This window comes from Streptomyces sp. NPDC038213 (assembly GCF_055600495.1).
Map to the genome: position 1 here is coordinate 1 of NZ_JBVJYM010000057.1, position 14246 is coordinate 14246.

Genomic DNA, 14246 nt, shown 5'->3' on the forward strand with positions numbered 1-14246 from the left:
GCGCGGCCGAGGGCCGGGGGCGGGTACCCCGGGTACCCACCGAACCCGCCACCTCGTGCACCCCCCCGCCGAACCCGCCACCTCGTGCACCCCCCCGCCGAACCCGCCACCTCGTGCACCCCCCGAACAATGCCGTCACAGTGACGGCATGGGGCTAGCCGTCACTGTGACGGCCTGCCGGTTCCTGGATGCCGTCACAGTGACGGCTAGGGTGCCGGGCATGAGTGACGACGTGGTCCTGCGGAAGGTCGGCCCGGACCTGGACTGCCGCTGGTGCGGCGAGCCGGTGTCGCAGCTCGGCACGCGGACGCCCAGGAAGTACTGCCAGCGGTCGCACCGCCAGCGGGCGTACGAGGCGGAGAGGCTCGGCCTGCCCATGAAGAAGGACCGGCCGAAGAAGCCCGACGGGCCGCGCCCGGTGCCGGCGCCCGTGCGCCGCGCCCAGGAGGACCGGGGAGCGGTCCTGTTCCTGGCGGACGCGGTGGAGAAGGCGTCGGTCGACGTCCCCGCCCCGGCTCCGGAGCCGACGCCCGTCCCGGCCGCCGAGGTACGGCGGCCCGCGCCCGAGCCTGCTCCCCTGCCCCGGCCGGTCCGCGGCCGTCGTCGGGCGGGGATGACGGCCTCGGCCATACCGCTGCCGGAGCCGACGCGCGGCGACGCGATGCCGCTGTGGGAGGACCCCGACATAGAGGCTCGGTTGGCGAGCTACGGGATCGGTGCCGACGGCGAGGAGTTGCCCACCCACGGCGCATAGGCGGTGGGTGCGCACGGGCGTGTCGGGAGGCACCGGACGACACGCTCATCAGCCACAGCGAGACGTGCACCGACCCGGAGGGACCGTGACGGGCTCAGACGGGGCGCGGCAGCAGTTGCCCCCCATCAGCCACGGCCGGAGGGTGCGGTCGCCTCACGCTCGGTTCGGGTTGACGGCGGGGGTACGGTCCGCGCCCAACTCGGCGCCGGCGCTCGCCCGACGGCCCGCCACCCACCGATCCCCCCTCCGCCGCTGGCCGTCTTTCCCAGCCCGGCCGGTCCGCAGACGCCATGACCGGTGGCCACGGAGGCTAACGGTCTTAGGCGCCCCAAAGGACTTGGGAAGGCCGGGAACGGCGAAGGCCCGCACGGTGTGCGGGCCTTCGTGGTCGTGCTGCCGGATCAGGAGTAGCTGACGGGCCAGCGGGCGGACGGGCCGCGGGTGAGCGCGCTGTGGATCTCGACGCGGTCCGCGGGGATGACGTACGCGGAGCACTCGGCCGGGCGGCCGTCGTGGGCGGACAGGCCCACGCGCAGGATCCGCATGACCGGCATCAGCGAGGAGATCCCGAGGAGGTCGGCTTCCTCCCTGGTCGGCATGGACGCCCTCGCGGTCTCTTCCCAGGACAGGGGCCCGTGTTCGGTCTCCTCGATCCGCGCGAGGTACCCGCCGGTCCCGGTGACCGGCTCCGCGGCCTGCGGGGCCACGGCGACGATGTGCGGGGGGATCCAGGTGTCGATGATGTCCCAGGGCTCCTCCCCCTCCGGCGACATCACCCGGCGGCGCCGGACCACCGGCGTGCCCGGCTCCAGCTCGAAGACCGAGGCCACGTCCGCCGGCACCGGCTCGACCGACGTCGTCGGCTCACCGTGGGGCACCCAGGGCTCGCCCTGGGCCGCTGCGGCGGGGAAGCGGTAGATCTTCCCGTCGTGGCTGATCTGGGACGAGCGGGTCAGCCGCCGGCGGCCCGACCGCTCGCGCACGACGATCCCCGACTTCGGCAGCGTCCGGACGCGACCCTCGGCCTCCAGGATCCGCAGCGCGGCGCGGACAGTGGCGTCGCTGACGCCGAGCTCGGTCACCAGCGACCGGACTGACGGAAGGCGACTGCCGGGCGGGTAGTCCCCCGCCTCCATGCGTTCGCGCAGGTGCGCGGCGGTCTCCTCGTAGCGGGTCGCGGACATCCCCGGTCTCCTTCATCAGCATCTGTGTGTACGCAGTCGCGTCCCCATGAAGGTAGCGCCCCCTCGAATCGACCGCATCTGTGTCTACACAGTTGACTTCTGCGTGGCGTTGGGTGCAACATCTGTGTAGACACAGATCCGGCGCCAACTCCGGTGCGGAGAGGGTCTGTTGATCCGATTTCCACCCATTCGCCATGCCAGAGGGGGCACAGCCATGCCTGCGCGCTTACCGCAGCAGCACACGGAGAGGCCCGGGACGGACGAGCTGGTCGTCCGCTACCGGCTGGCCCGCCGGGAGCTGCGCGTCCTGGACCAGGACGTTCTCGCACCGTGCCGGACCACCGACCCGGAGGTGTTCTTCCCGGAGGACAGCTCGGGCCTGGCCCAGACGCCGTTCCGGGCGGAGCGGCAGGCGCTGGCCGTCTGCGACGGCTGCCCGCTGATCGCGGCCTGCCTGGTCCAGGAGCTGCGCGAGACCCCGTCGGTCTTCCAGATCAAGGGCGTCCGCGCCGGCCTCCGGCAGTCCGAGCGCCGCGCCCTGTACCTGGCGCTGGAGAAGGACGGCCTCCTGTGAGCACCGGCACCGCGGCGGCGCGCCGCACGAAGAAGCAGGCTCGCCTCGCGGCCGCCCCCCTCCCGACTCAGCCGAAGAAGCGGGGCAAGGGCAAGAAGGCCAAGGCCCCGAAGAAGATCAAGATCGGCGCGGCGACGCTGGCGGCACTGCGGGGCCACACGACCCCGGCCGCGCTCGCCGCCGACGTCGAAGCGGCTGCCGTCGCGGCCGTGTCCAACCCCCGTCTGCGGTGGGCCGCGTACAACGGCTCGGCCGCGCTGGCCGGGCACGCGCTCCTCTTCCCGGCCACGGGCACCTGGCACGGCCTGGAGCCCGGCATGGGCGAGGTGATGCTCGCGCTGCCCAACTGCGGCGCCTTCGTCGTCACCATCGGCGCGGCCTACATCGCCTACCGCGTGGCCAAGCCGTTCCGGTGGCTGCTCGGCCCGTTCGCCCCGGTCGCCCCTGTCGCCGCCGGTATCGGCGCCGCGTTCTGGGGCCAGGGCACGGCCGAGCCGATCGCCGACTTCCTTGCCTGGTCCGCCCCGTGGTCGGTGCTCCTCGCCCCGCTGATCGTCGCCGGTGGCGCGGGCGCTCTCGTCTGGACCCTCCTGGAGTCCCGGGCCGCCGGATGGCGCCGCCCCCTGCGCTGGCTGGCCCGGATCCCGCTGGCCACCGTCATCACCTCCTCCCTCCTCTACGCCCCTGGAGCACTGCTGTGAACTCGCTGACCATCGCCACCGACGTCGTGATGGCCGCCGGAGCCGGACTCGGCGGCGCCGGAACCTCCGGCCTCGCTTTGACCAACGGGATCGTCCTGCTCGCGGGCCTGCGCGGCTCGAAGCGGGTCAAGCTCAACCGCGACAAGGCCGGCGCCTTGGGCATCGGCCTGGGCATCCTGTCCGCCACCGCCAACACCGCACTCGGCCAGCTGTCGGACGCGGCGGCCGAGCTGCCCAAGTCGCTGATCCAGGGCGGGACGTTCGGGGATATGACCCTGGGCGGGACCGCGCTCGCGCTGACCGCGATCATCTTCCTGTTCGAGTGGAAAAAGCTCTGGATCCCCGCCCTGCTGGGCATCGGGGCCGGGGTCATCTACTCCGAGGCGGGCGGGATCTGGGGCGTCGTCCACAACGGCGTGCTGATGATCGCGCAGGCAGTGGGTGCGCTGTGAGCCGTCTCCACGGGGTGGGCACCACCCTCACCGCGCTGATCTCCGGCTCGATGGTCCTGGGCGGCAAGCTCTGCGGCTGCGCGGCGGCAGCGTGCCGGTGGGCCTGGGACACCGCCGCCACCGACCCGGCCGCCACGGCCGACAAGCAGGAGGCCGCCGACCAGGCCGCCCGCAAGCGCGCCACGGCCAAGGCCAAGTCCCGCTCGCGCCGCCGGCGGAAGGGCGGCGACGACGACCAGGACGAGGACCAGGAGCCGGAGCTCACCGAGGAGCAGATCGCGGCCATCACCGCCCCGCCCGTCGCCCCGGTGATCCGCGGCCGGGGGGACACCTGGGGGATCCTCGGCATCGCCGCGCTCATCGGGGGAGCCGCCCTATACGTCGCCGCCCGGACCTTCGGCCCCGGCATCGCCGAGGCCCTGGCCCCGCACGGGCCGCTGATCCTGTGCGGCGGGGGACTGGCCTGGATGGTCGCGGCCTGGATGGTCGCTCCTCCCCCGCTCGCCGTGGCGGCCGACGAGGACGAGCACCAGGAGGACGACTCCGAGGACGAGTTCGCCGCCGAGGACCAGGACGCTGACGACGACGGCGACGGCTCCGAGGAGGACCTCGAGGACGACGACGCGGGGGAGGACGACGACTCAGCCGATGACGGCCTCTCCCCCGCCCAGCGACTCCAGCGCCACATCCTGGAGCAGCTGGCCGCCCTGGAGACCGCCCACGGCGGCAAGGGGGGACTGCACGTCGTCACCCTGATCCAGTCCGCCGAACAGGCCCGGCTCCTCTCCCCCGGCGCCATGAACAAGAAGCAGATGCGCGACTGGCTGGAGGCGTCGAAGTTCCCCGTCGCCAAGTCCACCCGCCAGCCCGGCGGCATCCCGACGCCCGCGCCCTCGGACGTCGACTACGGGATCAAGATCGTGGAGCTGGCCGGGGTGCTCGGATCGAGTGTTTCCGAGGCGGTCCGTCGCATGTACGGAACCCCCGTTGCGGCGCCCCCGCCGGCCCCCGTCCAGACCCCCGTCCAGACCCCCGCTCAGAGCCCCGTCCCGGCCCCCGCCGAGGCCCCGTCCGAGGCCCCCCCCGGGGCGGTCGCGGGGGGTGTCCCCGGGCCCCGGCTGAGGCTCGTTCAGCCCCTCTCCCCCGACCCCTCCCAGGGGTCCACCCAGGACACCGCGTAGACGCGTCTACAGGCCGTCTCACCTGCGGTTCTACAAACCGGCTACGTCCGGCTACAGCAGGGCTACACGCCCCCGCTACACCCCCAAGACCCCCGCCCCCGAGAGGGGTTCGGGACAACGAAAAAGCCCGACCCGGGCCACCTACCAAGCACCCCGGGACGGGCGCCCACCCCGTGAAGAGATGGAGACGCCATCATGGCACTTTTCCGCAAGACGATCAGCCAGTCCGAGCTGGGCGCGAACCAGAGCGACGCGGACCGGAAGCGGCACGGCCGGGCCTACTCCGCGGAGACCGGCGGCTGGACGGAGACCACTACCGACAAGCCGGTGGCCGGCACCGGCACGACGGACCGCGACGAGTCCGGCGCCCGGAAGTGGTGGCAGTGACCACCCTCCGAGGCCTGGCCCGCGCGCTCTCCCACCTGTGGCAGTGCGCGAAGTGCGGGGCCTGGTCCACCGAGAAGACGAAGAACGGCCGCTGCAAGCAGTGCCGCTAGCCCCTCTCCCCCGCCGTGTCTGCCGTTCCCGGCAGGATGGGCGGACTCCGAACCACCCCCGGGGCCACCGTCAACGACGACGGCCCCGGGGCCACCTACCGCTCCACTGGAGGACCCCCGTGACGCTGCTCGACTCCCGGCCGGACGTGGCCGACGCCCCCGGGTCACCGCCGTACGCCGCCGAGTCAACGACGGACCGCCCCGGGTCAACCCCGGCTCCCCGCCCCTCCCGTACGCCCCGCGTCGACCGCTGGCTGATGCCGATCCTGTACGTCATCGCCGCGGCCGGCGGGCTCCTCGTCGGTGGCATCGGCTTCGCCGGGTCGTACGAGACCCTGCGCGCCGCCGCGATCACGTGGCACTTCTCCCCCGCCATCGCGGACTGGTTCCCGATCGCGGTGGACGGCGCCATCGTCGCCTTCCTCGTCATGGACCTGGTGCTCACGAAGCGCGGGATCCCCTGGCCGTTCCTCCGGCTCGCCGGGCACGGCATGACGGCGGTCACCATCGTCCTCAACGGCCGCGCCCACGGCGGCGCAGTGCTCTCCACCGAGACCCTCGCGCACGGCGTCATGCCGTTCCTGTTCTCCGTCGGCGCCGAGTCCGCCCGCCGCCTCGTCGTCCAGGCCGCGCGCCTGGCCGCCGGCCACGCGAGCACCGGAGTCCCGTTCCACCGCTGGCTGCTGGCCCTCCCGGCCACGTTCAAGCTGTGGCGCCGCATGAAGCTGTGGGAGCTCCGCAGCTACGACCAGGCCGTGCAGATGGACCAGGAGCGCGAGGTCTACGCCGCCCGCCTTGAGCAGCACTACGGCAAGAACTGGCGGAAGCTCGCGAAGGCCGACGAGATGCTGCCCTTCCGGATGGCGCCCTTCGGGCTGTCCGTCGCCGAGGCCCTGGCGATCCCGGAGAAGGAGGCCGAGGCCGCCCGCCTGGACGAGCAGGCGAAGAAGGACCAGGCCGTGGCCGACCAGGCCGCCGACGAGGAGCGGCAGGCGCGGGCCAAGCTCGCTGCCACAGAAGCGCAGATCAAGACGCTGGAGGCCGAGGCCCGCCTCGCCGAGCAGCAGGCGATCCTCCAGGCCCGCACCGCGACCACCGCGGCGAAGGCCGGCGCCGAGGTCGCCACCGCCGAAGCCGCCGCCGCCGCGCAGGCCGAGGCCGCCGTAAAGGCCGCCGAGGCCGCCGCCACGGCCCAGGAGGACGAGGCGACCACCGCCGCCCTCCGGAAGGCCGCCGAGCACCGCCAGGCGACCGCTGACGCCAACAAGACCGCCGCTGACGCAGAGGCCGCCGCCGCTGACGCTGCCCGCCGCGCCGCTGACGACCGGAAGCGCGCCGCTGACCTCGACCGGGCCGCAGCCGCCCAGGAACTGGCCGCCGCTGACGACCGCAAGCGCGCCGCTGACCTCGACCGCGCCGCCGCTGACGCGAAGCGCGCCGCCGTTGACGCAGAGAACGCCGCCCGTGACGCGGAGATCCAGCTGAACCTGAACGACCAGGAGCGCAAGGCCCGCTTCATCGCGCGGATCGTGCTCCAGCAGTACGCCGGTGACGCTGAGGCCATGCCGGTGGAAACCGTCCAGGACGTCCTCGGCGGAGCCTCCCACGGCACTGCCGTCAAGCGCCGGGCCGAGGCCGCGAAGCTCATCGCCGACGGCTACCGCGGCTGACCGACCACGACGAGGAAGGCACCGACATGACCGAGCCCATGACCGCCGACCAGGCCCGCGCCATCGTCTACGACGCCTACACCACCGGCCTCTCCCAGGCCGCCGCCACGCAGCTGCTCGACGGACGCGCGACCCCGGCATGGGTCGCCCACGAGTACGCGGCTCTCCGCCGGCGCGGGGTCTCCTCGATGGCCGGGCAGCAGACCCTGTTCGACACCGAGACCGCCGAGTGACCGCCGACCACCCCTCCCCCGCCCGACCGAGCCACCAGGAGGCCGACATGGACACCACCCGCTGCCCCGCCGCCCACGACGAGGACCTGACGCCCTGCACCGGCCCGCAGGACGCCGTGACCATCGTGGACAAGTTCGGGACCGCCGTCCCGGCCTGCGAGCCCCACGGCGCCACGCTCCTCGCCTCGCTCTACGACGGCCGCGCGGAGCCCGGCACTGTCCCGGGCGCGGCCACCCGGGTCTTCGAGGCCGCCGACACCACCCACCCGTTCCCCTGGCTGACCGATGCCCCCCGGACCAGGCCCGACCAGCTGTCCAACGCCGCGAACCGGCGGGCCGCCGACCAGGACGACGTGGACGCCGACGCACCCCGCGACCCGAAGGAGCTGGAGGAGCGCCTGGCCGCCGAGGCCGACGAGTACGAGATCGAGCCCGACCTCTTCCCGCCCCACGTCTGGACCACCGAACGCTGACCGCACGCCCCGCTGGCCCCTAGCCCGGACCCCACCCGGTCCGGGCTCTCTTCGGCCCCCCGAACCCCACCAGCCCCACCGGGCGCCGCGGTTTCTGCACTTTCTGCACCGCCCCATCGCGCGCACGCGTACGGATCGACCCCGGCCGGGAGACCGCCCCGCGGACCGCCGGCCCCGAGCTGTCCGCTTCGGCGCCTACAACGGCCCCATGAGGAAACGGCCCCACCGCCCTACCCGCGCCCGCGGGCGCGTGGACCTGCGCAATCAGCGCAACAACCCGGCGCTACGTCCGGGTTCGCCCTGCTTCGCGGGCGAGGGGTGTCACAGATCCGCGGCGATGACGTTCGACGAGGTGAAGGGGATCTCCGTGAGACCGGACGTCGCGCCGCTGACCTGCGAAGAGGTACATCCGTGGAACTGATGAGACCGTCCCACGCGCGCGCGGGCGAGGTCGGTGTAATGGATCAGCAGCTCACCCCGTCTATCGAGACGACGGAGGAGAGCAGCACGGTGCAGCAGCAGGTAACAGGCAGAAGAGGAAACGGTCAGGAACGCGGGCCGGAGCCTCACGCGGACACCCATACGATGATCAACGGCGCGGGGGTGCCCGAACGGAGCGCCACCATGTACAGCCGCACCCCGGCCGACCTACGGCCCACTCCGGCCTCGCCCGGTCTCTGGATCGCCGCCGTCCCGTCGCCGCGCGCCTCATACGCCTGCGCTTGCGGCCATGTTGAGCACGCCGCCGGCGCGGCCGACGTCCAGCTGCTCGTTGCCCGCCACCAGGAGCACCGCGAGCACTGCGCGCGCACCGTCCCGGCCCCCGCTCCCCCGGCCGGTCTGCCGACGGAGAACGCCCCCCGAACTGGCTCGCATATCAGGGCGATTCAGGGCAAGATCATTACGGATGGGGCCGAACGTGCTGCGTGAGGTCTCGTCTGGAGAGCAGAAACGCCCCACCAGCCTGTCGGTTGGTAGGGCGCGTTCCGCGAGTCACCCGAGCAATCGGGTGGCTGATGGGGAATCATGCTCCCCACAAAAAGCAACGGCCCGGGTGTGTGAGAGCCCCGGACCGTCCGCTTCCCGACTCGCGTACACGAGCAAGGACACGTTGCTGTTGAACAGCGTAAGCAATGCTGTCGGCGTTCCGCCACAGCGCCCCGCCGCCAGGCCGTCGTGCCACTGCGGCGCCCCGATCACCCACACCCCCGGCAAGGTCCCCCGGGTGTACTGCTCCGACCGCTGCCGGAAGGCGGCGAAGCGCGCCATCGCCAAGGGCGAGGGCCTGCGGACGAAGGCCGTCGGCAACCCCGGACAACTAGGGAATGAACCAACAGAGTTTCCCGGGGGGGTAACGCCGAGCCCCCGAGACCTCGCCGCGCAGGCACGGAAAACCCGCCGCTACCAGGGACGACGCACCCTGTGGCGCATCAGCGGAGACCCGAAGTGCCGCGGTTGCGGCCGTCAGCTGATGGACCCCGCGTCCGGCGTCATCGTCGCGCAGACCGCCGAGGGGAACTCCGTCGTCCTCGGCCTGATGAAGTGCGCGCGGATCTGGTTCTGCCCGGTCTGCTCCGCCACGATCCGGCACCAGCGGGCCCAGGAGATCACCCGCGTCGTGGTCGACTGGATCAAGCGCGGCGGCGTCGCCCTGCTCGTCACCTTCACGGCCCGGCACGCCCACACGCACCAGCTCGCCGATCTGATGGACGCGATCCAGGGCAGCCGCTCCGGCACCGCCGCCGAGATCCGCGCGGCCCGGGCCAAGGTCACCGCCGCACTCAAGGCATACGACGACGCGGCCGCGCTGGCCAAGCTCACCGTGGACGCGGCCCGCCGGGACGCCCCCGACGGAGTGAAGCGGCGCGCCATGGCCGCCGCCCGCGCCGACGTCGCCCCCGACCTAGCCGTCGCCCAGGCCGGGCTGAACGACGCGCACGCCGACCTCGCCCGCACCCGCCGCGTGGCCGGCGCCTACCAGCGGCTGATCTCCGGCGGCACCTGGGCGGGCCGCACGAAGAAGGACGGCACGAAGGTCCCCGGCATCCGCGACCGTGTCGGCTACCTCGGCATGATCCGCGCCACCGAGATCACGGTGGGCCTCATCAACGGCTGGCACCCGCACATCCACGCGATCGTGCTGATCGGCGGGACCACCACCGGGGAGAAGGCCGACAAGAAGATCACCGGGGTGTTCACGCCGTCCGACTCCGCCGTCAAGGAGATGGAGGACCACTTCCGCAGCGTGTGGACCACCCACCTGAAGCGGATCAACCCCGAGTACACGCCCTCGAAGGAGCACGGCGTGGACTTCAAGCGGCTCAAGACCGAGCGGGACGCCCAGGACCTCGGCCAGTACATCGCCAAGCTCCAGGACGGCGACAAGTCCGTCTCCCCCGCCAACGAGGTCGCCCGCGGTGACCTCAAGGAGGGCCGCTACGGCAACATGACGCCCTTCCAGCTCCTGGGCCGGATCGGCGACATCATCGGCGGAATGCCGGAGGAGGAGGCCGAAGGGGACGGCCCGCTGGAGTGGTGCCTGGGCGCCTGGCACGAGTACGAGCGCGCACTGCGCGGCCGGCGGGCCATCGAGTGGACCCGCTACCTGCGGTCGATGTTCGGCATCGAGGGCGGCGACACCGAGGAGGACGACCTCGACGCGCTGTTCGCCGCCGACGGCGCCAGCGAGTTCCGCGCCGGGATCCGCGTCCAGGACGAGACCTGGGGCAAGGTCACCAACCGCGCGCTCGACCTCGCCGCCGTCCAAGCCGTGGAGGGCACCGACGGCATCGACATGGACAAGGTCGCCGAAGTCGTCGTCGCCGCCGGGGCCGCGCTCGATACCGTCGCCCTGCTCACGCCTGCCGAGATCGCCGAGGCGTACGCGGGCATCCTCGAAACGCTGGCCCAGCGACGAGAGGAAGCCGCGGCACGCCGCCGCCGGGAGAACGAGAAGCACGACCAGGAGGACGGCGCCAAGAACGCGGAGAACGCCGAGCCAGTCGACAAGAAGGCGAAGGAGAAGGCCCTGCAGGACCGTCTACGCCGACGGGTCGCCCCCGCCGCTCGTTGACCCGCAAGGGCACCTTGACCACTAACTTGCTCCGACGAAGGAGGGCTCCGGATGGGCCGCCAGAAGAACAACAAGACGCGCCGCCCGCGCCCCGGACACCTGCCGCCGGCCTTCGGCGGCGACCCGATCCGCAATCTCGCCCCCGCGTGGGACGCGGCCATCGCTGACGGGCTGATGCCGCCCGGCAACGAAGTGAACTACCGCGCGCTCCCCGACGGCTCCGTGCTGTCCGACGCCATCGGATCCGACGGCCAGCTGCTCGTTGACGGCCGCGAACTCACCCCGGCCTGGGCCGCCGAGCTCCGCCGCACCAAACCCGAGTTCACCGCCCTCATCGACATCTACGAACAGCAGACCGCCGACTGGACCCGCATCTCCGACATGCCGCCGTGCGAACACTCCACCTGCACCTGCTCCCCCTGAACCCGCCGCACCAAAGACCCGCCGCACCACCACCTTCGAAACTCAGCCCCACCCCCCTTGACCACCCTCCCGAAACCCGACCCCGACCCCCTTGACCACCTTCGACCTCCGCCCCGACCTGCACCCCTGGAAACTCCGAGACCACCCTCACGTAGCTCGTGGAGAGAGGGTGGTCTCGGAGATGGAAGGGCGTCCGTGCAGGTCGGGGCGGAGGTCGTTCCGGTGCCGTGTCACAGGCCGGTGTACGGGTCGTTTTACAGCTGCACGACAACTCCGAGTTGTCGGTGGCCGCGACCGGTCGTTCTCGTACGCGCGCGTGTACGCGCGCATGTTGGCCGGGGCCAGTCCTCACCGTTCCCGGTGATGATGAAGAACTCTGTGGGCCTGATTCCGGAGCCGCAGAGAGTATCCGGAATCAGGATCCGGTCGTCCCGGCCGGGCCGGTCCCGAGCGTCCGCCGGCCTCGCAGCATTCGCACGCCCGCGTCCTCGTCGGCGACGACGGCCTGGTGCTCGTTCTCGATCCGCTCCGCGGCGAGCCGCCGCGTACTCGAGGACGACGTCGGCGTGCTCCTGGTGCTCGTCGTCGGACCGGTGCCCAGAGTTCGGCGCGTGGTGCTCATGACGGCAGTCTGCCGTTCGCCGCGGAGTTCCCCGAGGGGAACCCCCTTTGTACATACCCCGCGTTTGATCATGGGCTTGCCCTACGACTTGCCTCACAACTGGCCCTACGACTTGCCCTAGAACCTGCCTTACGGCTTGCCCTAGAACTTGCCCCCAGGGTGGTGTGGGAGGGGCCTCGGTCAAGGGTGCTGAGCTGCGCGTCAAGGGGTCCGTACACGGCGCGAAAACCCGCCGACTACTTCGCCACGACACCCCTCCGACGTCCCCGTCGCCGTACGGCCCGAGGATCCGCCGGCCTTCGCGGCGGTCCCGCGAACTGGGCCCAGTTCGCACTACCTTGCTGCGCCCTTCTGCGCGGTTCCTTCCCTCCTTCCTTCCCGCTCCCGGAAAGACCCCGTACGAGGGCCTGAGCGGCTCTCTCGTCGCCGAGGGAAGGAAGGAAGGAAGGAACCGGGGCCGCACCGGCCGCCCGAAACGGCGCTCTACCTCTCTCTGGCTACCGCAGAAAGAGGTGTCGTTCTCCGGTTCGGGCTTGCCCACGGGGTCTGACCGGCGACGACGCCGGAACTCGCCGGAGGGGGGGTCCCACCGACGGTCACACCTCCGGTGCAACCCCTAGTCCGCCTCTGCACGCAACCCTCCAGCCGCCCCCCGGTGCAACCCCCAGACGTCGCCGCACAGGTGCGGCCACCCCCTGGGCAAGCCCCCGCGGGCAAGCCTCCCTGCCGCTGGGCAAGCCCTCCTGGGCAAGCCTCTCCCCCGCTGGGCAAGCCTCGCCGGACTGTTCCAGTAAGGCCCAACTTGCTCCGCTGAGCGGCCGAGGTTTCTGGACTTACTGGACCCCCCTACGCGCGCAGGCGCACGAGGGTCGACGGCCGGACCATGATCACGTATCAGCGATACCTGGGTGCTCTGGCTCCCGACACATCGAGAATGCCTAGGTGTGTTCTGTACCAAGATTTGTAGCAGCGGCCGGAATGCATGAGCTGTGGCCGTTCCGGCCGTGTCGTCACCGGGACTTCGGGATGCTCGTTGGGTTCGTACCGACCCTCGGAAGGAATCCGCGCCATGGCAGCGTCTCCGGTCTACGTCCTGGTCCACCCCGACGGCCGCGCAGAGTGGGGCGACAGGATCGCCACCGCCGAGGACGCGATGGGCCCGCACGGCGTCGGCCGGGCGTTCCTGACCGACGACGCGCGTCTGCGGGTCGCTACCTCGGACTGCGCTCTGCTCCTCCCCGAGGTGTACGCACCGAACCCGTACGCCGCTGCGGTCCTCGCCCACGTCGCCGGTTTCCCGGCTGAGGCCGCGCCGCAGACGCGCGGCCCGGTCGCCCTGTTCGGCTACGACTCCCGCAACGAGTGGGACAACACACGCCCCTTCTCGGACGACGAGCGGGACCTCATCACGACGGCGCTCGACGTCGCGGGGTGCACCGTCGGGTCGTGATGAGTGGGAGTTACCGGTTACCGGTTACAGGTCGGGAGACGCGGCCCGCCGTCCTGAACTGCGGGCGGACCCGCGTCGACGGGCGCCTGTAACCGGTAACCGGTAACCGGTCGCCCCACAGCTGCGCGTGCTCCTGGTGCTCGTCGGCGTACGTCATCTCGGAGACGTACGGCGGTGGTCGATGACGTACGCGGCGACGGCGGCCGGGGTGGGTCAGCTGCCCTTGGTCTCGGTCTCGGTGCCGGTGTCCTTCGGCTTCACGAGCTGCGAGACGCCCATCAGCACCACGCCGATCAGCAGGGCCGTCCACGCGCGCTGCGTCAGCCCGTACGCCGCGACGACGAAGCCGATCCCCAGCAGCACCGTGTGCACGGGCGGGCCGTCCCGCTCCGGCTCCGGCTCCTCCGCCGGCGACTTCAGCGCCTCGATCTCCGCGACGAGCTCCTCGATGCGGTTCGCGAAGTACGCATGGCCGCCGCTGTCCGGCACGCCCTGGAGGTTCGCGAGCGTCGCCGAACACCGGTGCAGCTCGGCCTCCAGCTCGGCGATCCGCTTCGCCTTCGCCGCGGCCTGCACGTCGTCCTCGGGCACGTCGTCCTCCCCCTGTGCCGTCGCGTCGACAGGCAGCCGAACCAGCGTAGAGCCGCCCCTCGGGCCTGCGGGGGCCGTCGTTGGAACCGGTGGAGGGCGGACCGCCGGGCGGGACGGAGGATCCCCGACTCCCAGGAGCTGAGCGGGACCGCGCCGTCGGCGGCCGGGCCGGCGCGATAGTGCCAGAGGTGTGCTGCACACGGACGGGCTCCGGCCGGGGGAGCCGTCACCCCCGGCCGCCACCGAGGACCAGGAGCACGTCCTCCTCCAGCCGCGCGGCCGAGGGCCGGGGGCGGGTACCCCGGGTACCCACCGAACCCGCCACCTCGTGCACCCCCCCGCCGAACCCGCCACCTCGTGCACCCCCC

General features: G+C 72.2%; 16 protein-coding genes. 13 read left to right on the plus strand and 3 right to left on the minus strand.

Annotated elements, in window-relative coordinates:
• The first annotated feature begins 220 nt into the window (after positions 1 to 220).
• Positions 221 to 754 carry a hypothetical protein gene (locus tag ACZ7JZ_RS35465; RefSeq protein ID WP_470947134.1) on the plus strand — a complete coding sequence of 178 codons (534 nt, stop codon included), beginning with the start codon at positions 221 to 223 and terminating at the stop codon, positions 752 to 754.
• Positions 755 to 1155: 401 nt separating this feature from the next.
• Here ACZ7JZ_RS35465 and ACZ7JZ_RS35470 read toward each other — a convergent pair whose 3' ends face one another.
• Positions 1156 to 1938, minus strand: coding sequence for a GntR family transcriptional regulator (locus ACZ7JZ_RS35470; protein ID WP_470947137.1), 783 nt, complete (start codon positions 1936 to 1938; stop codon positions 1156 to 1158).
• A gap of 214 nt (positions 1939 to 2152) precedes the next feature.
• Here ACZ7JZ_RS35470 and ACZ7JZ_RS35475 point away from each other — a divergent pair, with 214 nt between their 5' ends.
• The 11 genes from ACZ7JZ_RS35475 to ACZ7JZ_RS35525 all read left to right on the plus strand — a co-directional run bounded on the left by ACZ7JZ_RS35475 (position 2153) and on the right by ACZ7JZ_RS35525 (position 11215).
• Positions 2153 to 2512, plus strand: coding sequence for a WhiB family transcriptional regulator (locus tag ACZ7JZ_RS35475; RefSeq protein ID WP_470947139.1), 360 nt, complete (start codon positions 2153 to 2155; stop codon positions 2510 to 2512).
• Positions 2509 to 3213, plus strand: coding sequence for a hypothetical protein (locus ACZ7JZ_RS35480; protein ID WP_470947142.1), 705 nt, complete (start codon positions 2509 to 2511; stop codon positions 3211 to 3213). Before ACZ7JZ_RS35475 ends, ACZ7JZ_RS35480 begins: the two co-directional genes overlap by 4 nt.
• On the plus strand, positions 3210 to 3665 hold the full coding sequence (locus ACZ7JZ_RS35485; RefSeq protein WP_470947144.1) for a hypothetical protein: 456 nt from the start codon (positions 3210 to 3212) through the stop codon (positions 3663 to 3665). The genes ACZ7JZ_RS35480 and ACZ7JZ_RS35485 overlap by 4 nt, the downstream gene beginning before the upstream one ends.
• Positions 3662 to 4846 (plus strand): hypothetical protein, encoded by a 1185-nt coding sequence (locus ACZ7JZ_RS35490; RefSeq protein ID WP_470947146.1) that lies wholly within the window; start codon positions 3662 to 3664, stop codon positions 4844 to 4846. The genes ACZ7JZ_RS35485 and ACZ7JZ_RS35490 overlap by 4 nt, the downstream gene beginning before the upstream one ends.
• A gap of 195 nt (positions 4847 to 5041) precedes the next feature.
• Positions 5042 to 5233 (plus strand): hypothetical protein, encoded by a 192-nt coding sequence (locus ACZ7JZ_RS35495; protein WP_470947148.1) that lies wholly within the window; start codon positions 5042 to 5044, stop codon positions 5231 to 5233.
• Positions 5234 to 5462: 229 nt separating this feature from the next.
• Entirely contained in the window at positions 5463 to 7013 is a 1551-nt protein-coding gene (locus tag ACZ7JZ_RS35500; protein WP_470947150.1) for a DUF2637 domain-containing protein, read from the plus strand.
• Positions 7014 to 7039: 26 nt separating this feature from the next.
• Entirely contained in the window at positions 7040 to 7246 is a 207-nt protein-coding gene (locus ACZ7JZ_RS35505) for a hypothetical protein (RefSeq protein ID WP_470947152.1), read from the plus strand.
• A gap of 47 nt (positions 7247 to 7293) precedes the next feature.
• Entirely contained in the window at positions 7294 to 7719 is a 426-nt protein-coding gene (locus ACZ7JZ_RS35510; protein WP_470947155.1) for a hypothetical protein, read from the plus strand.
• A 459-nt stretch (positions 7720 to 8178) separates the two neighbouring features.
• The gene (locus ACZ7JZ_RS35515) at positions 8179 to 8649 is read left to right on the plus strand and encodes a hypothetical protein (protein WP_470947158.1); all 471 of its coding nucleotides are present in this window, start codon (positions 8179 to 8181) and stop codon (positions 8647 to 8649) included.
• Between the two features lie 541 nt (positions 8650 to 9190).
• A complete protein-coding gene (locus ACZ7JZ_RS35520; RefSeq protein WP_470947161.1) occupies positions 9191 to 10792 on the plus strand; it encodes a hypothetical protein in 1602 nt (533 codons plus the stop codon).
• A gap of 51 nt (positions 10793 to 10843) precedes the next feature.
• Complete coding sequence (locus ACZ7JZ_RS35525) at positions 10844 to 11215, plus strand: hypothetical protein (RefSeq protein WP_470947164.1); 372 nt, start codon at positions 10844 to 10846, stop codon at positions 11213 to 11215.
• A 415-nt stretch (positions 11216 to 11630) separates the two neighbouring features.
• Here the strand turns inward: ACZ7JZ_RS35525 and ACZ7JZ_RS35530 are convergent, their stop codons facing one another.
• The gene (locus ACZ7JZ_RS35530) at positions 11631 to 11837 is read right to left on the minus strand and encodes a hypothetical protein (RefSeq protein WP_470947166.1); all 207 of its coding nucleotides are present in this window, start codon (positions 11835 to 11837) and stop codon (positions 11631 to 11633) included.
• A gap of 1069 nt (positions 11838 to 12906) precedes the next feature.
• Here ACZ7JZ_RS35530 and ACZ7JZ_RS35535 point away from each other — a divergent pair.
• Positions 12907 to 13287: a hypothetical protein gene (locus ACZ7JZ_RS35535; RefSeq protein WP_470947168.1), complete on the plus strand. Its 381-nt coding sequence runs from the start codon at positions 12907 to 12909 to the stop codon at positions 13285 to 13287.
• 213 nt (positions 13288 to 13500) lie between these two features.
• Here the strand turns inward: ACZ7JZ_RS35535 and ACZ7JZ_RS35540 are convergent, their stop codons facing one another.
• The gene (locus tag ACZ7JZ_RS35540; RefSeq protein WP_470947171.1) at positions 13501 to 13878 is read right to left on the minus strand and encodes a hypothetical protein; all 378 of its coding nucleotides are present in this window, start codon (positions 13876 to 13878) and stop codon (positions 13501 to 13503) included.
• Between the last annotated feature and the right edge of the window lie 368 nt (positions 13879 to 14246).